The sequence below is a fragment of the Lentzea californiensis genome, assembly GCF_024648825.1.
Classification (GTDB): Bacteria; Actinomycetota; Actinomycetes; order Mycobacteriales; family Pseudonocardiaceae; genus Lentzea; species Lentzea californiensis.
This window is the reverse complement of record NZ_JANBBE010000008.1, coordinates 288,460-313,433: the sequence shown is the minus strand read 5'-3', so window position 1 is coordinate 313,433 and position 24,974 is coordinate 288,460. Positions and strand designations below refer to the sequence as shown.

Annotated in this window: 27 protein-coding genes and 1 tRNA gene; 19 read left to right on the top strand and 9 right to left on the bottom strand. The window is 68.8% G+C overall.

The features are described from left to right. Positions 1-148 precede the first annotated feature (148 nt). Positions 149-721, top strand: coding sequence for a hypothetical protein (locus LX88_RS28340; protein ID WP_258950815.1), 573 nt, complete (start codon positions 149-151; stop codon positions 719-721). Positions 722-963: 242 nt separating this feature from the next. On the opposite strand, the gene fabF is transcribed toward LX88_RS28340, so the two are convergent. The 5 genes from fabF to LX88_RS28315 form a co-directional block, all read right to left on the bottom strand. Continuing rightward, positions 964-2,199 (bottom strand): beta-ketoacyl-ACP synthase II, encoded by a 1,236-nt coding sequence (fabF, locus tag LX88_RS28335; RefSeq protein ID WP_258950814.1) that lies wholly within the window; start codon positions 2,197-2,199, stop codon positions 964-966. After that, positions 2,196-2,432: an acyl carrier protein gene (locus tag LX88_RS28330; protein WP_030474507.1), complete on the bottom strand. Its 237-nt coding sequence runs from the start codon at positions 2,430-2,432 to the stop codon at positions 2,196-2,198. The genes fabF and LX88_RS28330 overlap by 4 nt, the downstream gene beginning before the upstream one ends. A 46-nt stretch (positions 2,433-2,478) precedes the next feature. Beyond that, positions 2,479-3,456, bottom strand: a complete 978-nt coding sequence (locus LX88_RS28325; RefSeq protein WP_090070786.1) for a beta-ketoacyl-ACP synthase III — start codon at positions 3,454-3,456, stop codon at positions 2,479-2,481. Then, positions 3,453-4,382 carry an ACP S-malonyltransferase gene (locus LX88_RS28320; protein ID WP_090070788.1) on the bottom strand — a complete coding sequence of 310 codons (930 nt, stop codon included), beginning with the start codon at positions 4,380-4,382 and terminating at the stop codon, positions 3,453-3,455. The genes LX88_RS28325 and LX88_RS28320 overlap by 4 nt, the downstream gene beginning before the upstream one ends. A gap of 194 nt (positions 4,383-4,576) precedes the next feature. Further along, complete coding sequence (locus LX88_RS28315) at positions 4,577-5,776, bottom strand: PucR family transcriptional regulator (RefSeq protein WP_090070790.1); 1,200 nt, start codon at positions 5,774-5,776, stop codon at positions 4,577-4,579. Between the two features lie 121 nt (positions 5,777-5,897). Between LX88_RS28315 and LX88_RS28310 the strand changes: the two genes are divergently transcribed. The 3 genes from LX88_RS28310 to LX88_RS28300 all read left to right on the top strand — a co-directional run bounded on the left by LX88_RS28310 (position 5,898) and on the right by LX88_RS28300 (position 9,626). Further along, positions 5,898-7,454 carry an alpha/beta hydrolase gene (locus LX88_RS28310; RefSeq protein WP_258950813.1) on the top strand — a complete coding sequence of 519 codons (1,557 nt, stop codon included), beginning with the start codon at positions 5,898-5,900 and terminating at the stop codon, positions 7,452-7,454. A gap of 217 nt (positions 7,455-7,671) precedes the next feature. After that, on the top strand, positions 7,672-8,442 hold the full coding sequence (locus LX88_RS28305) for a mechanosensitive ion channel family protein (RefSeq protein WP_258950812.1): 771 nt from the start codon (positions 7,672-7,674) through the stop codon (positions 8,440-8,442). 140 nt (positions 8,443-8,582) lie between these two features. Continuing rightward, positions 8,583-9,626 carry a glucose-1-phosphate thymidylyltransferase gene (locus tag LX88_RS28300; RefSeq protein WP_090070796.1) on the top strand — a complete coding sequence of 348 codons (1,044 nt, stop codon included), beginning with the start codon at positions 8,583-8,585 and terminating at the stop codon, positions 9,624-9,626. Here LX88_RS28300 and LX88_RS28295 read toward each other — a convergent pair. Next, positions 9,623-10,669 (bottom strand): winged helix DNA-binding domain-containing protein, encoded by a 1,047-nt coding sequence (locus LX88_RS28295; RefSeq protein ID WP_258950811.1) that lies wholly within the window; start codon positions 10,667-10,669, stop codon positions 9,623-9,625. The genes LX88_RS28300 and LX88_RS28295 overlap by 4 nt on opposite strands. A 21-nt stretch (positions 10,670-10,690) precedes the next feature. Further along, on the bottom strand, positions 10,691-11,779 hold the full coding sequence (locus tag LX88_RS28290; protein WP_258950810.1) for a phytase: 1,089 nt from the start codon (positions 11,777-11,779) through the stop codon (positions 10,691-10,693). 67 nt (positions 11,780-11,846) lie between these two features. Here LX88_RS28290 and pnuC point away from each other — a divergent pair, with 67 nt between their 5' ends. Genes pnuC through LX88_RS28275 form a run of 3 tightly spaced genes read left to right on the top strand, consistent with a single transcriptional unit; the run spans position 11,847 to position 14,785 of the window. Continuing rightward, on the top strand, positions 11,847-12,458 hold the full coding sequence (pnuC, locus tag LX88_RS28285; protein WP_090071057.1) for a nicotinamide riboside transporter PnuC: 612 nt from the start codon (positions 11,847-11,849) through the stop codon (positions 12,456-12,458). After that, entirely contained in the window at positions 12,455-13,627 is a 1,173-nt protein-coding gene (locus tag LX88_RS28280) for a M14 family zinc carboxypeptidase (protein WP_258950809.1), read from the top strand. The genes pnuC and LX88_RS28280 overlap by 4 nt, the downstream gene beginning before the upstream one ends. Positions 13,628-13,648: 21 nt before the next feature. Further along, positions 13,649-14,785, top strand: a complete 1,137-nt coding sequence (locus LX88_RS28275; RefSeq protein ID WP_258950808.1) for a GNAT family N-acetyltransferase — start codon at positions 13,649-13,651, stop codon at positions 14,783-14,785. A 49-nt stretch (positions 14,786-14,834) separates the two neighbouring features. Here the strand turns inward: LX88_RS28275 and aceE are convergent, their stop codons facing one another. Continuing rightward, positions 14,835-17,594 carry a pyruvate dehydrogenase (acetyl-transferring), homodimeric type gene (gene aceE / locus LX88_RS28270; RefSeq protein ID WP_258950807.1) on the bottom strand — a complete coding sequence of 920 codons (2,760 nt, stop codon included), beginning with the start codon at positions 17,592-17,594 and terminating at the stop codon, positions 14,835-14,837. Positions 17,595-17,913: 319 nt separating this feature from the next. On the opposite strand from aceE, the gene LX88_RS28265 reads away from it, so the two are divergent. The 8 genes from LX88_RS28265 (at position 17,914) to LX88_RS28230 (ending at position 22,837) form a co-directional block, all read left to right on the top strand. Continuing rightward, positions 17,914-18,345 (top strand): DUF3052 domain-containing protein, encoded by a 432-nt coding sequence (locus tag LX88_RS28265; protein WP_258950806.1) that lies wholly within the window; start codon positions 17,914-17,916, stop codon positions 18,343-18,345. A gap of 76 nt (positions 18,346-18,421) precedes the next feature. Beyond that, positions 18,422-18,886, top strand: a complete 465-nt coding sequence (locus LX88_RS28260) for a peroxiredoxin (protein ID WP_258950805.1) — start codon at positions 18,422-18,424, stop codon at positions 18,884-18,886. Positions 18,887-18,924: 38 nt separating this feature from the next. Further along, positions 18,925-18,996, top strand: a tRNA-Val gene (locus tag LX88_RS28255). Positions 18,997-19,306: 310 nt separating this feature from the next. Continuing rightward, entirely contained in the window at positions 19,307-19,669 is a 363-nt protein-coding gene (locus LX88_RS28250; RefSeq protein WP_258950804.1) for a hypothetical protein, read from the top strand. Between the two features lie 48 nt (positions 19,670-19,717). Beyond that, on the top strand, positions 19,718-20,920 hold the full coding sequence (locus LX88_RS28245) for a cytochrome P450 (RefSeq protein WP_258950803.1): 1,203 nt from the start codon (positions 19,718-19,720) through the stop codon (positions 20,918-20,920). A gap of 13 nt (positions 20,921-20,933) precedes the next feature. Then, the gene (locus LX88_RS28240) at positions 20,934-21,419 is read left to right on the top strand and encodes a GNAT family N-acetyltransferase (protein WP_258950802.1); all 486 of its coding nucleotides are present in this window, start codon (positions 20,934-20,936) and stop codon (positions 21,417-21,419) included. An 86-nt stretch (positions 21,420-21,505) separates the two neighbouring features. Continuing rightward, complete coding sequence (locus tag LX88_RS28235; RefSeq protein ID WP_258950801.1) at positions 21,506-21,799, top strand: hypothetical protein; 294 nt, start codon at positions 21,506-21,508, stop codon at positions 21,797-21,799. Between the two features lie 9 nt (positions 21,800-21,808). After that, a complete protein-coding gene (locus LX88_RS28230) occupies positions 21,809-22,837 on the top strand; it encodes a saccharopine dehydrogenase family protein (protein ID WP_258950800.1) in 1,029 nt (342 codons plus the stop codon). Here the strand turns inward: LX88_RS28230 and LX88_RS28225 are convergent. After that, positions 22,827-23,033: a CsbD family protein gene (locus LX88_RS28225; RefSeq protein ID WP_258950799.1), complete on the bottom strand. Its 207-nt coding sequence runs from the start codon at positions 23,031-23,033 to the stop codon at positions 22,827-22,829. The genes LX88_RS28230 and LX88_RS28225 overlap by 11 nt on opposite strands. A gap of 186 nt (positions 23,034-23,219) precedes the next feature. On the opposite strand from LX88_RS28225, the gene LX88_RS28220 reads away from it, so the two are divergent. Genes LX88_RS28220 through LX88_RS28205 form a run of 4 tightly spaced genes read left to right on the top strand, consistent with a single transcriptional unit; the run spans position 23,220 to position 24,949 of the window. Then, on the top strand, positions 23,220-23,777 hold the full coding sequence (locus LX88_RS28220) for an RNA polymerase sigma factor (protein ID WP_030474528.1): 558 nt from the start codon (positions 23,220-23,222) through the stop codon (positions 23,775-23,777). Beyond that, positions 23,768-24,310 carry an anti-sigma factor gene (locus LX88_RS28215; protein ID WP_258950798.1) on the top strand — a complete coding sequence of 181 codons (543 nt, stop codon included), beginning with the start codon at positions 23,768-23,770 and terminating at the stop codon, positions 24,308-24,310. Before LX88_RS28220 ends, LX88_RS28215 begins: the two co-directional genes overlap by 10 nt. A 4-nt stretch (positions 24,311-24,314) precedes the next feature. Further along, positions 24,315-24,662 (top strand): Asp23/Gls24 family envelope stress response protein, encoded by a 348-nt coding sequence (locus LX88_RS28210; protein WP_258950797.1) that lies wholly within the window; start codon positions 24,315-24,317, stop codon positions 24,660-24,662. Continuing rightward, on the top strand, positions 24,656-24,949 hold the full coding sequence (locus tag LX88_RS28205; RefSeq protein ID WP_258950796.1) for a hypothetical protein: 294 nt from the start codon (positions 24,656-24,658) through the stop codon (positions 24,947-24,949). Before LX88_RS28210 ends, LX88_RS28205 begins: the two co-directional genes overlap by 7 nt. The last annotated feature ends 25 nt before the right edge of the window (positions 24,950-24,974 follow it).

The window sequence follows — 24,974 nt, the reverse complement described above, 5'->3', positions numbered from 1 at the left end:
GTGTAGCAAACATTGTCTTGCTACATCCAAGTCGCCAAATTCTGATGTGATGTAATCGTTCGAGTGAAGTTTTGTGTTTCGATGTAACGGGACACGTTCTGTGAGCGGCCCTCCACTGCTCGCGTGCCGTGCGGCTAGGCTTGCGCGCGTGGGGAGCGTGGCAAGCCGCTGGCTGGTGCCGGCCGTGGTCGTGATCACCGGTGCAGCGGTGGCGGCCGGGATGGTGGGGCGGACCGTGTACTCCCGGCCGGCCGAGGCCCGTGGGGCGCCTGCCGTTGCGTCCTCGTCTGTCGTGGGGCCGTTGCCCGGGTCCTCTGAGGTTCGGTTGAGCCCTGACTCGTTCACCCATCCCGATCGGACTGCCGTGCAGCGTGTTCTGCAGGGGTACTTCGACTCGATCAACTCGCTGGACTTCGACGGGTGGCGTGAGGTCGTTTCGGCTCGGCGGGCTTCGTCCACGCCTGAGGCCGGGTGGGTTGCTGCTTACGAGACCACCCGGGATGGCGGGGTGGTGGTGCAGCGGGTCGAGTCCGATGTCGTGGGGCGGCGGTTGCGGGTTTTGATCTCTTTTGTGTCCACTCAGGACGTTGCCAAGGCTCCGCCTGCCTTGCCTGAGGGGTGTATCCGGTGGCGGGTTGTTTATGTGTTGGTTTGGGAGGGTGGGGTGTTGAAGGTGGATGAGGCGCCGGAGAACCGGAACCCTCAGATGGAGAAGTGCTGATTCGCCTTCGGCGTTGGCGGTTCGCGTCGGTGGTTGCGTTGCGGGCGTGTGGTTGCGCTGCTTCCTGGGGACTCCGCTCCCCAGGCCCCCACAATCTGATCAAAGACCGGCCGGGTCGGGTCGCGGGGGAGCCTCAACCCGACGGGACCCCTGCGCGAGCGTGCCGGAAATCGTTGGTGGGCATGCACAAGACCCCGGTCCGCGATGCGGGCCGGGGCCTTGTGGTGGTGCTGTGTGGTGCTCTAGGCCGGGGTGAAGGCCAGGGCCACGTTGTGGCCGCCGAACCCGAACGAGTCGTTCACCGCCGCTTCCAGCTTGATCTTGCGTGGTTCGCCTGCCACCACGTCCAGCGTGACGGCCGGATCGAGGTTCTCCAGGTTGAGGGTCTGGGGAACGATGCCGTCGCGGATGGACAGGACGGTCACGATCGCCTCGACCGCTCCCGCTGCGCCCAGCAGGTGGCCCAGTGCGCCCTTCGGGGCGGTCAGGACCGGGTGGTCGCCGATCGCCTTGCGGATTGCCACGGTCTCCGCGACGTCGCCCACCGGGGTGGACGTTGCGTGGCAGTTCACGTGGCCCACGTCCGACGGGTCGATGCCGCCGGAGCGCAGGGCTGCGGCGATCGCTCGTGACTGGCCCACGCCCTCGGGGTCCGGGGCCGTGATGTGGTAGCCGTCGGCCGAGGTGCCGATGCCCGCGAGGCGGCCGTAGATCTTCGCGCCGCGGGCTTCCGCGAACTCGCGGCGTTCCAGGACCATGACGCCCGCGCCCTCGCCGAGGACGAAGCCGTCGCGGCCCGTGTCGAACGGGCGTGAGGCCTTCTCCGGCTCGTCGTTGCGGGTGCTCATGGTGCGGGCCTGCGAGAAGCCCGCCACCGGGATGGCCGTGATGCACGCTTCCGCGCCGCCTGCGACGATCACGTCGGCTTCGCCGGCCATGATCATGCGGTACGCCCACGCGATGGCTTCCGCGCCTGACGCGCAGGCGGAGACCGGGGCGTGCACGCCCGCCTGTGCCTTCAGTTCCAGGCCCACGTGCGCGGCCGGGCCGTTCGGCATCAGCATCGGGACGGTCAGCGGCGACACCTTGCGCAGGCCGTGCTGTTCCAGGATGTCGTCCTGGGTCAGCAGGGTGATCGCGCCGCCGATGCCCGTGCCGATGATGACGGCGAGGCGCTGGCGGTCGACGGTGTCGTCGTCGTGGCCCGCGTCGGACCACGCCTGGCGGGACGCGACGATGGCGACCTGCTCGGAGCGGTCCAGGCGGCGTGCCTCTACTCGGGGGAGCACCTCGGTCGGGTCCACCACGAGCTGCGACGCGATCTTGACGGGCAGGTCGTACTTCTCGACCCAGTCGTGGGTCATGGGTCCGACCCCGCTCTTGCCCGCCAGCAACGCGTCCCAGGTGGACGTGACATCACCACCGAGCGGGGTGGTGGCACCCAGCCCGGTGATGACGACCTCGATGCCCGAAGTCACTTGTTGCTGGTGATGTAGTTCACCGCGTCACCAACGGTCTTGAGGTTGGCCAGCTCGTCGTCCGGGATCTTCACGCCGAACTTGTCCTCAGCCTGGACGGCGATCTCGACCATCGACAGCGAGTCGATGTCGAGGTCGTCCACGAAGGACTTGTCAGCGGTGACGTCGTCGGCGGCAACGCCGGCGACCTCTTCGACGATCTCGGCAAGGCCGGACAGGACGTTCTCGCTCACTGAAGTTCCCTTTCGATTGAAACGATGGAAAAACTCTGGGTGGTACTCACGGGCACCGGACCACCTGCCCCGCGTAGGACAGGCCCGCGCCGAAACCGACCATCAGCACCACGTCTCCGGAGGAGATCTCGCCCGCCGACCGCATGTGGTCCAGCGCCATGGGGATCGAGGCCGAGGAGGTGTTGCCGGATTCGACGATGTCTCGAGCGACCTTCAGGTCCTCTCGCGCACCATTCTTGCGCAGGCGCTTGGCGATCGCCTCGATGATCCTGAGGTTCGCCTGGTGCGGGGCGAAGACGTCCACGTCGGACAGTTCGACCCCGGCGAGTTCGGCTGCGCGGATCGCCACCGGTGCGATCTGCGTGGTCGCCCACCGGAAGACCGTCTGGCCCTCCTGGTGGATGAACGAGTCGCGGTCGTCGATCCTGATGACCTCGGACATCGAGCCGTCCGAGCCCCAGGCGACGGGGCCGATCTCGTTCGTGTCGCTGGCGCCGACCACGACGGCACCCGCGCCGTCCGCGAAGATGATCGCGGTCGAGCGGTCGTCCTGGTGGGTCCAGTCGGTGAGCTTCTCCGCGCCGATGACGAGGATGTTGCGCACCGAGCCGCCGCGGACGATGTCCGCCGCCGTCGCGACGGCGTAGCAGAAGCCCGCGCACGCGGCGTTCAGGTCGAACGCGGCCGCGGCCTGGATGCCGATCTTGGTGGCGATCTGGGCGGCGGCGTTCGGGATGGTCGACGGCATGGTGCACGTCGCCACGATGATGCCGCCGATGTCGGCGGGCGTGAGGCCCGCGTCCTCGATCGCCTTGGTGCCCGCGATGACGGACATGTCGACGACGCCCTCGTCCTTCGCCGCCACCCGCCGGTTGACGATGCCGACCCGCTCGCGGATCCACTCGTCCGAGGTGTCCATGCGCTGGGCGAGGTCGTGGTTGCTCACCACGGTCTCGGGCTGGTAGCTGCCGAGACCGAGGATGCGGCTACCCGCGACTGCCTGCGGGGCCTGGAAGGCCGTCACTTATCGGCTCCAGCGGTGTCGAAGAGCTCCGCGACCTTCTCCAGCTGGTCGGGCGTCTTCAGAGCGAGGGTCGCGGTGCCCTTCATCGCACGCTTGGCGAGACCCGTCAGCACACCGGCGGGCGGCAGCTCGACCGAGCCGGCGATGCCCTTCTCGACGAAGGTGGCCTGGCAGAGGTCCCAGCGAACGGGGCTCGTGACCTGGGAGACCAGGCGCCGCAGCACCTCGGCGCCCTCGGTGACGACCTGACCGTCCTTGTTGGACACCAGCGGCAGCGACGGGTCGTGCGTGGTGACTTCGGCGGCACGCGCGCGCACCGCGTCCTCCGCGGGCGCCATGTACTTGGTGTGGAACGCGCCGGCGACGGCAAGCTTGCGGATCTTCGCCGGGCCCGGCGGGTTCGCCGCGAGCTCGTCGAGCGCGGCGTGCGGACCGGCCGCGACGATCTGGCCCGCGCCGTTGCGGTTGGCGGGCACGAGGCCGAGCTCCTCCAGGCGGGCGAGCACCTCCGGCTCGTCGCCGCCGAGCACCGCGGCCATGCCGGTCGGCTCCAGGGCGCACGCCTGCGCCATCGCGGCACCGCGCACGGCGGCCAGGGCGACGGCGTCGTCGGCGCTGATGACGCCCGCGACCGCGGCGGCGGCGAGTTCGCCGACCGAGTGGCCGCCGACGATCACGGCGGAGGGCAGTTCGACGCGGCGGCGCAGCTCACCGAACGCGAGCACGGCGAGAGCCACGACCAGCGGCTGGGTGATCGCGGTGTCGACGATCTCGTCGGCCTCCGCGGTGGTGCCGAGGCGCACCAGGTCCAGGCCCGTGATCTCCGACCACGTCCGCACCTGCTTCTCGGCCCCCTCCAGTTCGAGCCAGGGGGCGAGCATGCCGGGCGTCTGGGACCCTTGTCCGGGCGCGAGGAGTGCGATCACGTCGATTACTAAAGCTGGTGAACCCACCCGCACCCCATGCTGTGAAGAACGAAGTACTGCGATCGTATTTGTAGAGACCCTACAAAAGTGTCTGTCAGGTGAACGCTCCGCGACGTAAGCGCAGCTCAGCGCTGCGGAGGGTCGTTTGGTCCTCACCCCAACGGATGTGTGCGAACTCCGTCACAGCTCGCTCGCTACCACAGGCCACGGGAGCGCGCTAGGCGTCCTACAGACAATGCGACGCGAAGCACAAGCGCGTCTCGAGCGTCATGTGCATTTCTTCCCGTCATTTCCTGAACGCGCCGAAGACGATATCTGACCGTGTTCGGGTGGACGAAGAGTCTTTTCGCGCACGTCTCCAGCACGCCGCCGACCTCCAGGAAGGCGTCGACGGTCTCCAGCAGCGCGCCACCCGCGTCCTCCAGCGGCCGGGCGACCCTGTCGACGAGCTGCCACTCGGCCTCCGGGTCGCCGGCCAGCGCCCGTTCCGGCAGCAGGTCGAGCGAGCGGACGGGGCGAGGGGCGGCGGGCCAGCCCACCACGGCGCGCAACCCGCTCAGCGCGTCGCTCGCACTGCGATGGGCCTCGGCGAGGCTGGCCACGGTCGGCCCTGCCACGACCGGGCCCTCGCCGAAGCCCTCCGAGATGCGGCCCAGCACGTCCTCGCCGGTCTCCGTCGGGCCGCCGAGCACGACGACGAGCCGTGAGCCCTGCACGGACAGCAGCACCGGACGGCCCGCGCGGGCGGCCTTGCTGCGCACCGAGTAGATGATCGCGGGCGGGTCCTCGCCGCCGGGGTTGCCGACGAGCACCGTCGCCTCCAGCGCCGGGTCCCAGCCGAGCGCGGCGGCACGGGACAGCAGCGACTCCTCCGGATCGCCACGCACGACACCGTCCACGACCAGCGCTTCCAGCCTCGCGTCCCAGGCACCGCGTGCCTCGGCGGCGGCCGCGTAGGAGGTGGCGGCCGAGAAGGCGATCTCCCGCCCGTACCGCAGTACGCCCTCCATCAGCAGCGCGCGCTCCGCCTCGTTCGCCGCCATCAGCGGCATCTGCTCCTCGAACAGCTCCAGCGCTATCCGGACCAGCTCGACGGTCTGGCGCAGGCTGACCCAGCGGGAGATGTCCTTGGGGGCGCTGCGGAACGCGTCCGCGGTCAGCCGGATCGCCTGCTGCCGGTCGTGCAGCCACTCGACGAACCCGGCCACGCCGTTCTGGATCAGCAGCAGGACGCTCGCGCGCTGGTCGGGGGGCATCCGCGCGAACCACGGCAGGCGCCGCTCCATCTCGGCCACGCTGGCGGTCGCGAGTGAGCCCGACGCGCGTTCGATCTTGCGCATGGTGCGGGCGGAGAGCGTCGGCGGGTGCTCCTCCTTCACCTTGCTGCTGGTCATACCCGCAGCTTAGGCGTTCGAGCGGACATCACCGGGATGGGTGACAGAACCCATGTACCTGAATGAACAGTCCTACCTTCGGGCAGCAGAGGTCATGTTCGTCCGGTGCGGAGGTTTCGTCTTGCGTAGGTTCCCGGCACTCGCCCTAGGGGTCGTCGCTCTCCTGACCACGAGCACGGCCGCCTCCGCCGATCCACCCGATCCACTCGTCGAGTTCCACTCCCAGCCGGTCAAGTGGGCGCCGTGCCAGGGAAAGCTCGCCGAGCTGGAGTGCGCGAGGCTCATCGCGCCGCTCGACTACACCAAACCGGCAGGCGACAAGATCAACCTGACGATCAGCCGCAAGAAGGCCGTGGCGGCCGATCGCCGGCGTGGTGTGCTGTTCACCAATCCGGGTGGACCCGGTGGATCAGGGCTCGGCCTGCCGCTGTTCCTCGGGAAGTCCGAGCTCGTCCAGGTCTACGACCTGATCGGCATCGACCCGCGCGGCGTCGGCGGTTCGACGGCGCTGAACTGCCGGGCCGCGCCCGCGATCGCCGCGCCGGAGTCACGGCCGGCGGACGGCGAGTTCGGCAAGTGGGCCGCCGAGGCGCGCGAGGCCGAGGAGGCCTGTCAGAAGTCCGCCGGCGGGATCCGGCAGTTCATCAGCACCGCGAACACCGCGAGGGACATGGACGTGGTGCGCGCCGTGCTGGGCGAGCAGAAGATCAACTACCTGGGCTACTCCTACGGCACGTACCTGGGCGCGGTGTACGGGACGCTGTTCCCGAACCGGCTCGACCGCAGCGTGCTCGACTCGGCCGTGCACCCGGAGTGGATCTGGCACGAGCAGTTCCGCCAGCAGGCCATCGCCTACCGCAAGGACGTCGAGACGTGGGCGTCGTGGGTGGGGGAGCGCAACGAGAAGTTCGGGCTGGGCAAGTCGCGTGACGAGGTGCTGGCCGAGGTCGAGAAGGTCGCCGCGAAGCTGCACGCGACGCCGGTCGGCGAGCACAACCGGTCCTCCTTCGACGGCGCGATGGGCGTCGGTGCCCGCTACCGTCCACTGTGGTCGGACCTGGCGTCGATCGTGACCAAGCTGCGGTCGGGGGAGCAGCCGGCGAACGCCGAGGGCGCCAAGGCGGGCCAGGTGCTCGCGAGGACCGGCCTGGACGAACTGCGGTCGGGCGTCTTCGACACCGTCACCTGCGAGTCGGACTGGCCGACCGACCTGCACAACTACTACGAGGACATGCGGATGTTCCGCGACCGCTACCCGTACGGCTTCGGCATCGTGCGGGCCGCGCCCATGACGTGCACCTTCCGCTCGTTCACGCCGCCGGAGCCGCCGGTCAAGATCGGGCGCAACGGCTACCCGATCGGCGTCGTCGTGCAGTCCGAGGGCGACACGCAGACCCAGTACGCGAGCGGACCGGCGATGGCGCGGCGCCTCGGGCACAACCTGATCACCGTCACCGACGAGGGCAAGCACGGCCTCTACAACGGCGGCAACAAGTGCGTCGACGACAAGGTCAACCGGTACCTGGTCGACGGGGCGCTGCCGGGCAGCAGTTCCGAGTGCACCGGCGACCCCAGGCCCGAGGTGCCGAAGGACGGTCAGGGAGGCGCCGCGCCGACGTTGTCACCGGAGGGGATGCAGACCTATCTGGACGGCCGCGGCTTCTCCGCGAGGCCTTAGGTCAGGGCTTGGAAATGTGGAAGCGCCCGCCACGGAGCGTGGCGGGCGCTTCCCTCTCCCCGGTCCCCACCGGTAGTTCCACTCTGGACTGTATTGCGACAAAAATCCACGTCAGCCACCCTTTCGTGTAGCAGTGTCGAAGTTGTGGAGCGGTGTGATCCACGAAACGATCACCGCGTCTGATCTCACTCACCGCAACTTTGTTCTAGGAGGGCCCGTGGGCTCGCAAATCACCGAGGGCCTGGGCCAGGCGTGGGCGATGGTCGCCACGTTCGTGCCGAAGCTGCTCGGCTTCCTGCTCGTTCTGGTCATCGGCTGGTTCATCGCCAAGGCACTCGCCAAGGGTGTTCAGTTCCTCCTCAAGCGCGTCGGTTTCGAGAAGCTCGTCGACAAGTCGGGCCTCAACGGCGCGATGCGGCAGTCGTCGATGGACGCGTCCGGTCTGATCGCCAAGATCGTGTACTACTTCGTGCTGCTCATCGCGCTGCAGCTGGCGTTCGGCGTCTTCGGCGCCTCGAACCCGGTCAGCACGCTGCTCAACGAGGTCATCGCTTACCTGCCGCGCATCGTCGTCGCGCTGGTGCTCGTGATCGTCGCGTCGGCCATCGGCACCGCGCTCAAGGGTCTCGTCACCGGTGCGCTGGGCCAGCGCTCGTACACGAAGCTCATGGGCAACATCACCTACGGTTTCGTGATGGCGCTCGGCATCATCGCGGCGCTCAACCAGCTGGGCATCGCCATCTCGGTGACCATGCCGGTCCTGATCGCGGTGCTCGCCACCATCGCCGGCGTGATCGTCATCGGTGTGGGCGGCGGCCTGGTCCGCCCGATGCAGTCGCGCTGGGAGGGCTGGCTGACCCGCGCGCAGGAGGAGGCGCAGATCCAGTCGCCGATGCCGCGCGCGTCGCAGGAGATGCCGCAGACCGTGGGCGGCCGGCTGGGTGACATGGCCACCCCTCCGTCGGGCACCCCGATGTCCGAGAGGTAATTCTCACCTCGTGGAAGGGGCCCTGCGCAAACATCTTGCGCAGGGCCCCTTTCTGGTGTTCTGACAGTTCTCCAGTTCCGGTCCAGTGCCCGCGCCCAGCCTCATGTCCACCCGAACTGTTCCGTCGCGGTGGAGGACCTATGAAAGCCCTTGTGCTGTCCGCGGGCGTACGCCCGGCCGGATACTCGCTGCCTCGACAGATCGTCCCCATCGCGAACAAGCCGGTGCTCGAGTACGTCGTGGAGAACCTGCGGGACGTCGGCATCACCGACATCGGCATCGTCGTCGGCGACGGTGCCCAGGAGATCTCCGAGCTGTTCGGCGACGGCTCGTACCTGGGGGTCTCGATCACCTACATCCAGCAGGACGTCGCTCTGGGCCTGGCGCACTGCGTGCGGATCGCCCGGCCGTTCCTCGGTGACGACGACTTCGTGATGTACATGGGTGACAACGTGCTGGTCGAGGGCATCGGCCAGATCGCCGACGAGTTCGCGCGGCTGAGGCCGTCCGCGCAGGTGCTCGTGGACAAGGTGGAGGACCCGCGGCTGTACGGCGTCGCGGAGGTGGACGAGAACTCGCGCGTGACGCGGTTGATCGAGCACCCGCAGGAGCCGCGCAGCGATCTCGCGATGATCGGCGTGTACTTCTTCACGCCCGCGATCCACGCCGCCGTCGACGCGATCGAACCGTCGTGGCGCGGCGAGTTCGAGATCACCGACGCGCTGCAGTGGCTGGTGACGCACGAACGCGACGTGCGGGCGCGGATGTACTCGGGGTTCTGGAAGGACACCGGCAAGGTCGAGGACGTGCTGGAGTGCAACCGCGAGCTGCTGATGGGGCTGCGGACGGACATCCAGGGCATCGTCGACGACGAGTCGCGGCTGATCGGTGACGTCGTGGTCGAGGAGGGTGCGCGCGTGGTGCGGTCGTGCATCGTCGGGCCCGCGATCATCGGTGCCGGGACGCTGGTCGAGGAGTCGATCATCGGGCCGTACACGTCCATCGGCGCGGACTGCCGGATCGTCGACTCCGGGCTGGCCGACTCGATCGTGCTGAACGAGGCCACCGTGCACAACGTCTCCGGCATCGAGACCTCGTTGATCGGGCGCCGGGCCCGCGTCGGCTCCGCGCGCCAGCACCGGCTGGTCGTCGGTGACGGCGCGCACGTCGACCTCGCCGCCTAGTTCCTCCTCATCCAGTCCTGAAGGCGGTCGCACTCCTCGGCGACCGCCTTCTGCCTGCTCCTCGGCTGCTCGTCGATGTAGTCGACGGAAATCGCGCGCTCCTTGGAGACGGCCCAGGTGGCGACGACGTAGCCGTCGACGAGGACCGTGGGCTTGCCGCCGATGACGACGCCGAGCCGGTCGTCCGCGATGACCCTCCTGCGGTCGGCGTGGGCGAGCAGGATGTTGTCGAACTCGGGCAGGAGCCGCACCGGGACAGGGGTTTCCGGGTCGGGGCGCGGGGCGTCGGGGAGGTCGAAGAGCTCCTTGCCCGCCTCGTTGCGGAACGTCACGAGGCCGGGCTCGAGCTGCTGGAAGACCTCGCCGAGCCTGGTGAGACCCGACCACTGCTGCGCGTCCATCACCGTCGCCGGGCCGAAAGCCTTCAGGTAGCGCAGAACCAGCTCTTGCCTGTCCATCGCCTGCTGAGGCCGGCCCAGCCAGTTCTCGACGGTGGTGCAGACGGCCCTGCCGCTGCTGTGCCACAGGCCGCGCGGCGGGAGCTGGACGAGGGCCAGCTTGTTGCGCAGGGCGTTGCCGAGGACGGTGTGCTCGCGGTCGGGCCAGCGTTCCTTGAGCTGCTTGCCGGCTTCCGCGGTGCCCTGCGGGGTCTCGTCGAGGATCTTGCGGCCGGCCTCGGCGATCTCGTCGAAGTCCAGGCCCTTCAGACGGGCGGCGAACGGGCCGCTCTGCAGTTCGCGGTCGAGCTTGAGCTGGGTGTGGGGGCGCAGACCGAGCGCGTCCCGTGCGCTGACCAGGTGGATCGTGCCGCGCATCAGCAGCATGCGGACGGCTTCGCGGTTGGTCAGGAGGTCTTCGAGCTCTTTCGGCTGGAAGTTCTGGAGACGGGTCCATAGACCGACGTAGGGCGACTTCGGCTCCTGCGCCTGGATGCCGAAGAGGTGCTCGATGGTGGCGAGCGCGCTCAGGTCGGCGCGCTCGCGCAGCATCTGGCGTTCGATCAGTGCTCTGTTGAGCTGGTCCTGGCTGAGCGTTGTCCCCATCCGGACAGACTAATGGCGCCACTAGAACCTGATGAACGCGAATCCGGTGCCGTTCGGGCGTTCTCCGTCGTGGACGACGAGCAGGTTGAGCTTGCCCAGCACGATGTCGGCGCCGTCGGAGTGCTCGACGCCGTCGACCTTGAAGTCCTGCAGCGGCTTCATGTCCGCCTTGCGGTAGGCGACGAACCGCGAGTCACCCTGGCTGGACGCGAGCAGCACGTCGTCCGCGATCGTGAGGCCCTCGGCGTCCGCTTCGAGCCACTTGCCGCCGAAGCCGGGGTTCGGGCCGTCCGCCTCGCACTCCTCGGTCTCGGGGTTGTACTTCTGCGGCGCGCCCCACGTGCGGACCTTGTCGACGAGCTGAGGTTTGCCGAAGCCGTTGCTCCGCAACGGGATGCGCCAGATGCCGACGTCCTCCTGGGCGGCGTACAGGGTGTTCGTGCGTTCGTCGATCACCATGCCCTCGACCTGCGGGCCCTCACCGGGCTCGCCGCACACGGTCCACTGCTCGCCGTCCGGAAGGGTGAAGGTGCTCGGCAGGTCCAGAGTGGACACCTTCCTGGTGTCGTACCGGTCACCCTTCACGACCTGCAGGAGCGCGATGCTGGTCTCGTTGCGGCGGCTGGTGACGACGACATCCTTGCTGCCGACGCGTCCGGCGGCCAGGCCGTAGACCGTGTGCTGGTCGTCGACCTCGGCCTCGGTCTTGGAGAACACCGGCTTGGTGGCCGGGTTCGTGACGTCCCGCACGCCGCGTTCGTCCACTTGGAACACCCGGATGCGGTCACGGCCGCGGTCGCTGACGAAGGCCAGGTCGCCGAGCACGTCGACGTTGTTGAAGCGGCCCGGCTTCGCGTCCGGCGCCGGCGGCAGCGGTGCCGGGTGGACGCCGATCGTGCGGCCGTTGAGGTCGAACGCAGCCAGGCCGCCTTCCTTCAGCGTGCCCAGGACCACACTGCGTTCGGTGTTGCGTGGGTTCACCCAGATGGCGGGGTCGTCCGCGTCGGCGGGCTCCTCGAACGTCTGCGTGATGACCGTCGGTGTGATGACGGGCGTCGCGGGGGCGGTGAGGAACAAAGGCACGAGCGCCAGTGCTAAGGAAGATGACATGGTGGGACCGTAGGGAACACCGGTGTACTGCGACTGAACCGCGGGGGAACAAGCCGTGTGGTACGAGATGGGACTGACGATCTTCGGCCAGAAGATCGCGTACACGGAGCTGGTCGGGCAGGTGCTGGCGCTCGCGGTCGTGTTCCTGGCACAGCGCCGTTCACTCTTGACCTGGCCCGTTCAGCTGGTCTCGGTCGCGCTCCTCTTCACCGTCTACCTGTCGGCGCACCTGGGCGGCCTGGCCACCAGGCAGGTCGCCGTCGGTGCGATCGCCGTCTACGGCTGGTACGCGTGGGTGCGCCGCCGCGACCCGGTCTTCGGCGTGGTGGTGCGCAAGGGTTCCCCGCGCGAACGGCTCGCAATCGTCGGCGCCTTCGTCGTGGGCACCGTCGCGTTCGCGCTGGTCCTGGACGCGCTGGACGCCTCGTGGGCGCCGTGGCCGGACGCCGCGATCTTCATCGGCACGATCCTGGCCTTCGCCCTGCAGGGCCTCGGGCTGGTGGAGTTCTGGCTGGTGTGGCTCGCGGTCGACGCCGTCGGCGTGCCGCTGCAGATCCAGTCGGGCCTGTACTTCAGCGCGTTCGTCTACGTGATCTTCGCGGGCCTGGTGGTCCACGGTTTCGTCGACTGGAACCGCACCGCCCGCCGTTTGACACAGGCGGCAAAGTCTCCTCTATGAGGGGACTGTTGATCGCTCTGCTGACCGCCGTCTCGTCGCTGGCAGCCGTTCCGGCCGTCGCCGCGCCCGCGCCGCGAACCGGATTCGAGCTCACCGGCAAGTGGACCACCGAGTCCGAGGAACAGGCCTACCTGCGCGCCACGGGCCTGCCTGTTTCCCAGATCGGGACGACCGCCCAAGGCCGTCCCATCCAGCTCGTGCGCGTGGGCTCCCGCTCCGCGCGCACGGTGGTTCTTCTCATCTGCTCCCAGCACGGCGACGAACCCGCCGGCCGCGAGGCGTGCCTGATCCGCATGCGTTCCCTGCCGCGCTCGTCCGGCACGACCTACCTGTTCGTGCCGAACGCCAACCCGGACGGCCGCGCGGCCGACACCCGCGGCAACTCGGCCGGCATCGACATCAACCGCGACCACCTGCTGCTCCGCACCGCCGAAGCACGCGCGATGGCCTCCGTGATCCGCGACTGGCAGCCCGACGTCATCCACGACCTGCACGAGTTCGGCCCTTCCGCGCCCTACTACGTGAAGGACGTCCTCTGGCTGTGGCCGCGCAACCTCAACGTCGCTGACGGCGTGCACGACCTGTCCGAGACGCTCTCCCGCTCCTACGTCAGGCCTTCTGTGGAGGCGGCAGGCCGGACGTCCGGCGTGTACGGCATCTACGTCGACCCGGTGACCGGCGAGCCCGTCCGCCAGGTCGCGGGCGACGGCCAGGAACGCATCCTGCGCAACACTGGCGGGTTGAAGCACGGCATGGGCCTGCTGGTCGAGACCAACGTCGACAACACGCCGCTCTTCCGCGTCGACTCGCACCTGAAGGCGCTGGACGGCACGCAGTCGTTCGTCGGCTCGAACCGTTCCGCCATCGAGGCCGCCACCGCTCAGTCGCGCGCGGTGCGGTCCGGTCCGATCTACTTCGGCGGGGCGGACAACCAGGCGCCTGACCCCTCGGACGTCGTGGCGACGCCTCCGTGCGGGTATGTGCTGACCGGGGCGCAGTACCGCGACGTGCAGGACGAACTGGCTCTGCACGGCGTCAAGTCCCAGTACCTGCGGGGCGGCGACCGCATCGTGCCGCTGAAGCAGGAGGCCCGCGCTCTGGTGCCGTTGTTGCTGGACGCCCGCGCCGACGAGCCGTTGCTGAAGGCCCAGCCCGTCGCCCAGTGCTGACCGGCGTGGTCAGATGGCCGTGTGCGTGTTGAGCAGTACAGCTACTTCGCCCTGACGACCGACAGGCCGGTCCGGCTCGCGATCGAGCCCGACGAGAAGCCGTGGAGGGTCGTGGAGCGGGGCTTCGGCCGCGTCGACGAACAGGTCCAGCACCTCGTCGACCGGCTGAAACCCGTCCGCGACGAGCTCGTCGCGCTCACCGCCGATCCCGGCGTGACGGCGAGCCTGGTCGTGGTGCGCCACTTCCGCGACAGCGCCGGCCGGGAAGGTGCCGGCTGGTCGCTCCCGGCCGAGGCCGTCGAGTTCCTCGCCGCGGTCGGAGCGACGGTGGAGGTCGACGAGTACGACCTGACCGAGCCCGCCGACGACCCGTCGCGGCGGATCAACGCCGCGTTGCTGACGGGCATGGAGCAGAACCTCGCCGAGCACGCGTGCCACCTCCACCGCCACCTGCCGCGCGCGACCGTCGTCGAGACGGACGACCTGCTGGTCGCGGACAGCGGCCTGGACGACGACACGTTCAACATCGTCGCGGCGGCCCGGTTCACCACGTCGAACGTCGAGGTCCGCGTCGCCGAGACCCTGCGGTCGATCAGGAGGCCTTCCTCGTGGTGGGTGGGCCCTGCCTCCACACCGGCCGACCTCGGCCCGGTGCTGGTGCAGTCCGGCATCGCGGCGGCGGAGACCGAGGCCGCGATGTGGATGGACCTCGCCGACGCCGCTCTGCCCGAGCCACGCGTCGAGGGGTTGAAGATCCGCCGGGTGACCAAGGAGGCGGAACTCGCCGACTACGCCGTGATCCTCGCCGCCAACTGGGATCCGCCCGCCGAAACGGTCCGCCGCTTCTACGCCGAGGCCGCACCGCACGCGTTGACCAGCCAGGCGCGCTACCTCGTCGGGTACGTGGACGGCCGGGCAGTGTGCACGGCGGAGGTGTTCCTGCACGCGGGCGTCGCCGGGATCTACAACATCGCGACCCTCGCCGGAGATCGCCGGAGAGGCTACGGCGGTGCCATCACCGTGGCCGCGTTGCGCACCGCACGCGCCGAGGGGTACCGCATTGCCGTCCTGCAGGCCTCTGAGGACGGCGAGACCGTCTACCGGCGTCTGGGGTTCAGGATCGCCGGTCAGTTCACCGAGTACGCCCTCAGGGCGTGAAGAAGGGCCGCCCCGCGGGTGCGGAGCGGCCCTTCGGTTCAGCGAGTGACTACGCGAGGCCCGCGTCGCTCGTGGAAGGCCCAGCGGCCTGCACGTCGTTGATGCGGTACTTGCGGGCCGCCTCGACGACCTTGGCCTGCTCGACCTCGCCGCGGCGGGCCAGTGCGGCCAGCGTGGCGACGACGACGGACTCCGCGTCCACCAGGAAGTGGCGGCGGGCGGCCGGGCGGGTGTCGGAGAAGCCGAAGCCGTCCGTGCCCAGGGTCGTCATGTCGGTCGGGACGTACGGGCGGATCAGGTCCGGGATCGCCGACGCCCAGTCGGACACCGCGATCACCGGGCCCTGCACGTCCTTGAGCACCTGCGTCACGTACGGCACGCGCGGCTCGGCGTCCACGTGCAGCAGGTTGTGGCGGTCGGTGTCGACGGCATCGCGGCGCAGCTCCGAGTACGACGTCGCGGACCACACGTCCGCAGAGACGCCCCACTCGTCGGCGAGCATCTGCTGGGCCTTGAGCGCCCACGGGAGGCCCACACCCGAGCCGAGGATCTGCGCGCGGGGGCCACCGGTCTGCGGGCCGTCCTGGAACTTGTAGAGGCCCCGCAGGAGGCCTTCCACGTCCAGGCCCTCCGGCTCGGCCGGCTGCGCGTACGGCTCGTTGTAGACCGTCATGTAGTAGAAGATGTTCTCGGCGTTCTCGCCGTACATCCTGCGCAGACCGTCCTTGACGATGTGCGCCACTTCGTAGGACCACGCCGGGTCGTACGAGACGACGGCCGGGTTCGTGTGCGCCAGCAGCAACGAGTGACCGTCAGCGTGCTGCAGGCCCTCACCCGTCAGCGTGGTGCGGCCCGCGGTGGCACCGAGCACGAAGCCGCGCGCCATCTGGTCCGCCGCCGCCCACAGGCCGTCGCCCGTGCGCTGGAAGCCGAACATCGAGTAGAAGATGTAGATCGGGATCATCGGCTCGCCCTGCGTGGCGTAGGACGTGCCGACCGCCGTGAACGACGCCGTGGAACCCGCCTCGTTGATGCCCTCGTGCAGGATCTGGCCCTGCTCGGACTCCTTGTAGGCGAGCATCAGGTTGGCGTCCACCGAGGTGTACGCCTGGCCGTTCGGGTTGTAGATCTTCTGCGTCGGGAACATGGAGTCCATGCCGAACGTCCGTGCCTCGTCCGGGATGATCGGCACGATGCGCGGGCCGATCTCCGGGTCCTTCGCGAGGTCGCGGACGAGCCGGACGAACGCCTGCGTCGTGGCGACCTCCTGCTTGCCGGACCCGCGCTTGATGCCGTCGTAGACCTTGTCGCCCGGCAGCACGAGCGCCTTGGACTTCGTGCGGCGCTCCGGCAGGAAGCCACCCAGCTGACGGCGGCGTTCCAGCATGTACTGGATCTCCTGGTTGTCCTGCCCGGGGTGGTAGTACGGCGGCAGGTACGGGTCCTTCTCGAGCACCTCGTCGGAGATCGGGATGCGCAGGCTGTCCCGGAAACCCTTGAGGTCGTCCAGGGTCATCTTCTTCATCTGGTGCGTCGCGTTGCGCGCCGCGAAGTGCTTGCCGAGCGAGTAGCCCTTGATGGTCTTGGCGAGGATGACGGTCGGCTGGCCGACGGTCTCGGTCGCCGCCTTGTAGGCCGCGTAGACCTTGCGGTAGTCGTGGCCGCCGCGCTTGAGGTTCCACACCTCGTCGTCGGTCATCGGGTCGACGAGCGCCTTCGTCCGCGGGTCGCGGCCGAAGAAGTGCTCCTTGATGTACGCGCCGTCGTTCGCCTTGTACGTCTGGTAGTCGCCGTCCGGCGTGCTGTTCATCAGGTTGACGAGAGCGCCGTCACGGTCGGCGTGCAGCAGCGCGTCCCACTCGCGGCCCCAGACGACCTTGATGACGTTCCAGCCCGCGCCGCGGAAGAACGACTCCAGCTCCTGGATGATCTTACCGTTGCCGCGCACCGGGCCGTCGAGGCGCTGCAGGTTGCAGTTGACCACGAACGTCAGGTTGTCGAGCTGCTCGTTCGCGGCGAGCTGCAGCAGGCCGCGCGACTCGGGCTCGTCCATCTCGCCGTCGCCGAGGAACGCCCACACGTGCTGGTCGGACGTGTCCTTGATGCCGCGGTCGCGCAGGTAGCGGTTGAACCGCGCCTGGTAGATCGCGTTCATCGGGCCGATGCCCATGGAGACCGTGGGGAACTCCCAGAAGTCCGGCATGAGGCGCGGGTGCGGGTACGACGGCAGGCCGCCACCGGGACCGGCGTGCGAGTACTCCTGGCGGAAGCCGTCGAGCTGGTGCTCGCTCAGGCGACCCTCGAGGAACGCGCGGGCGTACACACCGGGGGAGGCGTGACCCTGGATGAAGATCTGGTCGCCGCCGCCGGGGTGGTTCTTGCCGCGGAAGAAGTGGTTGAAGCCGACCTCGTAGAGCGACGCGCTGGACGCGTACGTCGAAATGTGTCCACCGACACCCACACCGGGCCGCTGCGCGCGGTGCACCGTCATCGCGGCGTTCCAGCGGATCCACGCACGGTAACGACGCTCCACCTCCTCGTCACCGGGGAACCACGGCTCCCGCTCGGTGGGGATGGTGTTGACGTAGTCGGTGCTGATCAGCGACGGCATGCCGACGTGGTTCTCACCTGCGCGTTCGAGCAGGCGCAGCATCAGATAGCGAGCCCGCTGCTGACCGCCGCCCTTGAGCACCTCGTCGAACGACTCGAGCCATTCCGAGGTCTCTTCGGGGTCGATGTCCGGCAGGTGCGCTGCCAGACCATCGCGAATGACACGCACCCGCTCGGGGCCGGTGTTCTGCGGGCTCAAGGTGTCTCCTCGGCTTCGTTGGCGGTACTCGCGCTGGCCCGGAAACCGTGCCACGCACCCCTATCGTTGTCCTTGCGCGACGACTTCGTCATGGCTACCGGTCGGTAGTTCTGGATCGTGTCGCTCACGCGCGCGCGATAAGAGGTATGTAGAGCGTGCCTCATGCCGGTGCGGAGATCTTCACAGGGGTACCTGTTACGGCGTGTCACGTGGTCAACAGTTGCGCCGGAGGTAGCTGACAGTGTTCGCTAGCCGGAGTAACAGACTTCAGCGGCAGTCTCAGGGCTGTCGCTCTTGCGTAGTTGGAGGAGTGAAAACCGTGGTCGCCGCGGAAGACGCCGGCAAGCTCGGCGTCGCCGACAAGCTCGGGATCGAATCAGGCATGGTCGTCCAGGAACTCGGCTGGGACGAGGACGTCGACGACGCCTTGCGTGCCGCTGTCGAGGAGCGAATCGGGGGCGACCTCCTCGACGAGGATGCCGACGAGACGGTGAGCGTCGTCCTGCTCTGGTGGCGGGAGGACGACGGTGACCTGGTCGACGCCCTCCTCGAAGCCACCGGCGTGCTCGCCGAGGACGGCGTGATCTGGGTTCTCACCCCGAAGACCGGCCGCCCCGGCCACGTGGAGCCGAGCGACGTCGCCGAAGCGGTCCCGACCGCCGGCCTGTCGCAGACCTCCAACATCAGCGTGGGCGAGGACTGGGCCGGCATCCGCCTCGTGTGGCCGAAGTCGGCCAAGGCCAAGCGCTGACCTCTCGTTGACATAGGGTTGAACCACGGGCGTTCACACCGCCCGTGGTCCTGTGTCCGGCTGGAGGGGTGTGTTCATGGCGGTCGAGATCGGTTCGGAAGCCCCGGACTTCACGCTCAACGACTACAACAAGCAACCCGTGACGTTGTCGTCGTTCCGTGGCTCCAAAGCCGTGCTGCTGGTGTTCTACCCGTTCGCCTTCAGCGGCACCTGCCAGGGCGAGCTCTGCCAGCTGCGTGACGAACTGGCCACCTACGAGGACGAGAACGTCCAGGTGCTGGGCGTCTCCGTGGACTCGCCGTTCGCGCTGAAGGCGTGGGCGAACCAGGAGGGCTACCAGTTCCCGCTGCTGTCCGACTTCTGGCCGCACGGAGCCGTCGCGCAGTCCTACGGCGTGTTCAACGAGGCCGTGGGCATGGCGCTGCGGGGCACGTTCCTGGTCGACGTCTCCGGCGTCGTGCGCTTCGCCGAGGTGAACGCGCCCGGTCAGGCCCGCGATCAGGACGCCTGGAAGAAGGCCGTAGCCTCTCTCAGGGCATGATGTAGCTGTACCCCCTGCGCTTCGCGGTGCTGGGGTCGGGGCGTGTAGCTCAGCGGAAGAGCACTCGGTTTACACCCGAGCGGTCGCAGGTTCGAACCCTGTCGCGCCCACGGCCGAAGGCCGACCCTGCTCAGTGGCTTCGCCACTTTCGCCGGTCGGCCGTGGATGATGTTGGGGGGCCGAGCCCCCCAAACCCCCACGGTGCGGTTGGTCCCGACCCAGCGTGGCCGGTGTGCAGGGGCCTCAGCCGGGCCCATTCGCCGGGGGTGCAACCCCAGCCTCAAGACGCGCACCACCGCGTTCGTTCGGCCTGGACGCCGGACACGTCAGCAGTTGCGTGGCATCCGACATGGTCGTGCCGTACCTTGTTCGAGTTCGTCGGGGACGTTTGGACCCGCCAGCTCCGAAGGACCACCACCTGTGAGACGCAAGGCCAAGGCCGCGAAGCCCGACACCACCACCGTCACGCAGGAGCAGGTCAAGCTGCTCGCGCTAGTGGAACAGGGAGGCGTGCACCGCGGCGCCACGAGCTGGTACCTGGAGCACCGGCCCGCCAAGCAGTGGGACGCGGTCGACCTGGAGATCATGCGGCTCCGCGACTGGATCACCTGGGAACAGCGCGTGGACCACGGGATGGCCTCGCCCGTCGACATCACCGCGCAGGGGCGGGCCGCGCTCCGGCACCACCTGCCCGAGTGGGTGCTCGGCCGGAAGGCCATTGCCGCCGAGCCGCCTCGGTTGCCCTCCGTTGAGACGATCAGGGCGTTGGACGCGCTGCAGTAGCCCGGTAGAACGGTCTTAGTCGAATCCAAACGAAGGCGGAGACCGGCCATGTCGAACTTGTTGACCGGCGGCGATTTACGCGCACGTGATCACCATCGGATCGAGGACGACGCACGCGCAGAAGGTCCGCTGCACCTCGTGATGTTGCCCAACGGTGTGCGGATGCAGGTGGTCACGGTTGGGCTTGAGCTGACCCGTCAGCTGCTCACCGACCAGCGGCTCTCCAAGGACAGCGCGAAGCTGCAGCGCGAGATCAAGCGGCAGCTCGCCGAGCGTGGCAGTGCGCAGGAGAACCTTGCTGGGCTGTTCGGGCCGAGCATGCTCAACAGCGACAACCCGCAGCACGCCCGGTTGAGGGCGCTTGCGGTGAAGGCGTTCAACGGCAAGGCGGTGCAGCAGCTCGCGCCTCGCATCGAGGAGATCAGTGCGGAACTGGTCACCGGGCTTGCCGAGGACGAGCAGATCGATCTCGTCAAAGAGTTGGCGGTGCCGATGACCATGCATGTCATCGGTGAGGTGCTGGGGCTGCCTGCGGAGGATCGCGCGCGCGTCCGCACGTTGATCGAGACGATGATGTCGATGGAACCCGCGGTGTCGCAGCCGGCGAGTGACGAGCTGGGCGGTTACTTCCACGGGCTGCTCACGAGCAGCGGGCTGGATTCGCAGTCATTGTTCGGTGTGCTGGCCACGGCTGCTGATGACGATGGTGACCACCTCAGCCACGACGAGCTGATGGCGATGGCGTTCCTGCTCGTGGTCGGTGGTCATGAGACGACGGCGGGCCTCATTGCGAACGTTGCCCACGACGCGTTGGACAACGGGCTGTGGCAGAAGGCCGCTGAAGATCCCGCACTGGTGCCGCGGCTCGTGGAAGAGACGTTGCGTCACAACTCGCCCGTCCGCAGCGCCACGCACCGCATCGCCACCGAACCGGTCGAGATCAGTGGGGTGACGATCCCCGAGAACACGCTGTTGCTGATCAACCTCGGTGCCGCCGGACGCTGCCCGCGGGCGCACGAGAAGGCTGACGAGTACCGGCTGGACCGGGAGACGACCGGCCACGCGACGTTCGGGCACGGCCCGCACTTCTGCCTCGGGTCGGCGCTCGCGCGCCTCGAGACCGAGACCGTGCTGCGGCATCTGATCGGCCGATTCCCGCGCACCGTCTACGCGGGCGGCGAGCAGCCCGAGGTGACGCACAACGACATCATGGCCAGTCTGAAATCGCTACCGGTCGTGCTCAGGCGCTGACAGGCTGGCTCGCATGGAGATCGTTCAAGGGGGACCCGGAGACGTCGACACGGCCGCGCTGCTCTGGGCGCACGCCGTTGCCGCGAGGGACGGCTACGACGAGGTTCCGTCGCTCGAACTGGCGCGGCCGGGGCTGGAGAGCGCTCTCGCGAAGGAGCCCTCGCTGTTGCTGCTCGCCCGGGAAGGCGGCCGGGCGGTGGGTTTTCTCGCCGGCGGTCCACAAGAGACGAACACCGCCTTCGTGAACTACGTCGGCGTGCATCCCGACGCGTGGGGCAAGGGTACCGGTGAGGCGTTGCTGCGGGCGTTGCCCGAAGTGTTGATCAAGAATGGGTACGAGAGGGCGGAGTTGACGGTCTACGTCGACAACGTCCGGGGAGTGCGGCTCTACGAACGCCTGGAGTGGATCAAGGTCGGCGACCCTGTGCCGCATCCGCGTGACGGCCGGGTGGAGCAGCGCTACGCGTTTTCGCCCGCATCGTGGGAACCAGGGGCGTGAAAGCGTTCAGCGGGGGATTAGGGGATCAACCCCAATACGTCTGACCAGGGCTATCCCGAAGTCCATTTGAGACGTAACTTTTGCTCATGTCAGTGCGCACGTTCGCCGTGGTGGTCGGTCTCGCGTTCTTGCTCGGCGGGGGTGCGATCCTGCTCGTGATGCTGGCCGTCGAGGCTCCGAGCGGGGCGCTGATCCCGTGCGGCAACAGCCTGGGCATCGGGTTCGAGGAGCCGGCGGTGTCCGCGGCCGGTCCGGCCTATGTGGACATCTGCGCCGACCTGCGGCAGCGGCGGCTGCTGTGGGGGGCGCCGGTGGCCGGGCTCGGCGCGTTGCTGCTGATCGGCTCTTTGGTCGGTTCCCGACGGGCTACTCGCCGGTAAGGTCGAGGTATGACGTGGATGGTCTACGGCGCCAACGGCTACACCGGACGTCTCATCGCCGAGCTCGCGGTCCTGCGCGGGGAGCGGCCGATCCTCGCCGGCCGCTCGCTCGAGAAGGTCGAGCCGATCGCCGCCGCTCTGGGGCTCGAGCACCGTGCGTTCGACCTGGACCAGGCGCGGGCGAACCTCGAGGACGTCGAGGCTGTCGTGCACTGCGCGGGACCGTTCTCGCGCACGTCCGGCGCGATGGTCGACGCCTGCCTGCAGACTCGCACCCATTACCTCGACATCACCGGTGAGATCGACGTCTTCGAGTCCGTCGCACTGAGGGACGCCGACGCGCGCGAGGCGGGCATCGTGCTGTTGCCCGGTGCGGGGTTCGACGTCGTGCCCACGGACTGCCTCGCGGCGATCCTGAAGAACGCCCTGCCGTCCGCCACGCACCTCGACCTCGCGTTCGTCGTCGGGGGAGGGGCGAGCGCGGGCACGACCAAGACGTCCGTCGAGGGCGCCGCGGTGGGTGGGCGGATCCGGGTGAACGGCGAACTGAGGAGCGTCCGCATCGGCCACCGCAGGCGCACCGCGCACTTCCGGTCGGGGCCGCGCGAGGTCGGCAGCATCCCGTGGGGCGATGTGAGCACCGCCTACCGCTCGACCGGCATCCCGAACATCACCACGTTCACCACCGTGCCGGGCATGCTCGGTCAGCTGCAGCAGCTGTTCGCGCCCGTGCTGCGGACGTCGTTCGTGCAGAACGTCGCGATGACCGTCGCCGGCAAGGTCAAGGGCCCTGACGAGCGCAAGCGCGCGAACACCAGGGCCGAGGTGTTCGGCGAGGCGTGGGACGCGCAGACGAAGGTCGAATGCGCGATCACCACGCCGAACGCCTACAGCCTCACCGCGGACGCCGTGGTCCGCGCCGTCGCGAAGATCGGCGGCGTGACGCCCGGCTCGCACACGCCGTCCAGCGCGTTCGGCGCCGGCTTCGTGCGCGAGCTCGACGGCGTCGTCACGAGTGAGGTCCGCTCTACTTCTTGAGGTGCTTGGCGACGCTGTCGACGACCCCGCCGACAGCGTCCTTCACCTTCTCCACGCCGTCCTTCACGGCCGCCTTCGCCTGATCGGCGCGGCCCTCGTTCGCGAGCTGCTCATCGCCGGTGACCTCACCCGCGGTCTCCTTGGCCTTGCCGCCGAGGTCCTCCGCCTTGTTGCCGATCTTGTCCGACAGCGACATCGCGTCCTCCTGAGCTCCGAGTTCGTCCGACGCCAGTTCGATGCCCGCCGCCCTGCCTTCGTCACGCCACTGACGGGTGAAAACCGGGTGAGTGTGGTCACCGGCGGGAAAACAGGGAACCGCGTGACGTTCCGCTATCGAACGTGTCCATCGGGCGACGAAGCAAAATTGGGCGGGGGTGTGCGCATGGGCGTGGCTGAGGCAGCCGCACTCGACGATGCCACGCTGGTGGCGAGGTCTCGTGACGGTGACATGCGTGCCTATGAGCAGCTTGTTCGTCGTTATCAGGGGCCGATGTACCGGCTGGCGTTGCGCATCGTGGGCAGCAGAGGTGACGCCGAGGACGCGGTGCAGGACGTGTTCCTGACCGCGTGGAGGCGGCTCGGACAGCTCAACGACGACGGGGCGTTCCTCGGCTGGCTCTACCGCACCACCACCAACCAGTGCCTGAACGTGCTGCGCAAGCGCAAGCCGCACGCCGACACCGAGCTCGACGAGCAGGAGTCGGCGGCACCGCGCACCCGGCCCGAACGCGCGGTGGAGGTGAACGCGCAGCTCGACGCGTTGCAAGCCGCACTGCGCGGCCTCACGCCGGAACAGCGGGCGTGCTGGGTGCTGCGCGAGGTCCACGGCCGGTCGTACGACGAGATCGCCGAGGCGATCGGCACGACCCAGCAGTCGGTGCGCGGCAGGCTCGCGCGGGCACGGGCACAACTCGCGGAGGTGATGGCGCCGTGGCGGTGACGTCCGATTACGTCCTGCCGTGCGGGCGGGACGTCGAAGAAGTCTGGGAGGCGATCGACCTCTCGGACGAGCACACGCGCTCGTGCCCGCACTGCGCGGCTGTGAGGGAAAGCCTTCTGGTGTTGCGCGCGGCCACCGACGAACTGGTCCGCGAAGAGGTCGAGCCTCCGTTCGACCTGGTCAGCCGCGTGATGGCCGCAGTGCGCGCCGATGCGCGGAGGTCCGATGTCGTGCCGTTGCCCGGTGACGGCCTGGCCCGGATCAGCACGCGCGCCGTCGCGGCGGTGCTGCGGTACGCGGCGGACGGCGTGGACGGCGTGCGAGCGCGCGCGTGCCGTGTCACGGAAGCGCTGGAGTCGACCGTGTCGGACCCGGTCATCGAGGTCGAGCTGACCATCGCGATCACCGCGGATCTGGTCACGCACCAGGCGTACGACGAGGTGCGGCGCCGGGTGCTGGCGGCGGCCTCCGCGCGGATCGGTGTGCGGCTCGCCCGCCTGGACCTCGTCGTGGCCGACGTTCTCGAAGGATGAGCGAGTGATCGAAACAGTCGTGTCCGCTCCGGCGGTGGCGGCGGTCGCGGTGCACGCGGCCGAGCGGGTCGCGGGCGTGCGGGTGCAGCCCGGCGTGGCGGGCCTGGTGAGTTCGGTGGTGCGCGCGGCGCGGCAGCAGATCAAGGGGTTGCAGCCGGCGCCGGTGGAAGGCGTGCGGGTGCGGTGGTCCGATGCCGCCGTGGCGCTGGAGGTGGACGTGGTGATCTCGGGCCAGGACCAGGCCGCGGCCGTGGCTCGTGCCGTGCAACGGTCGGTGCGGGCGCTCGTGCCGGAACTGACCGGTGTCGCGGTGGAGTCCGTGGTGGTCACGGTGGTGGACGTCGCATGGTGATCGTGACGGAGTTGTTGAAGGCGCTGGAGAAGGTCGACGGACTGCGGCCCTCGGTGCCCGAGCCCGCGCGTTCCTGGATCTCCTGGGACGTCGACGCGCTGGCCGTCGACGTCGAGGACGGCCTGGTGTGCGTCCGGGTCGTCGCCACCCGCCTCCCGCTGGCGATCGAGGATGCGGGCGCGGCACTGCGGTCCGTTCTCCTTGGCACGCAATGGGAAAGCGCCGTGGTGCGCATCGTTGTGACCGATGTGGACAAACGTGCCCTCGATCACCTGAACGGGTCGTGACGTTCGTCCTCGGCCGATGTCTCTC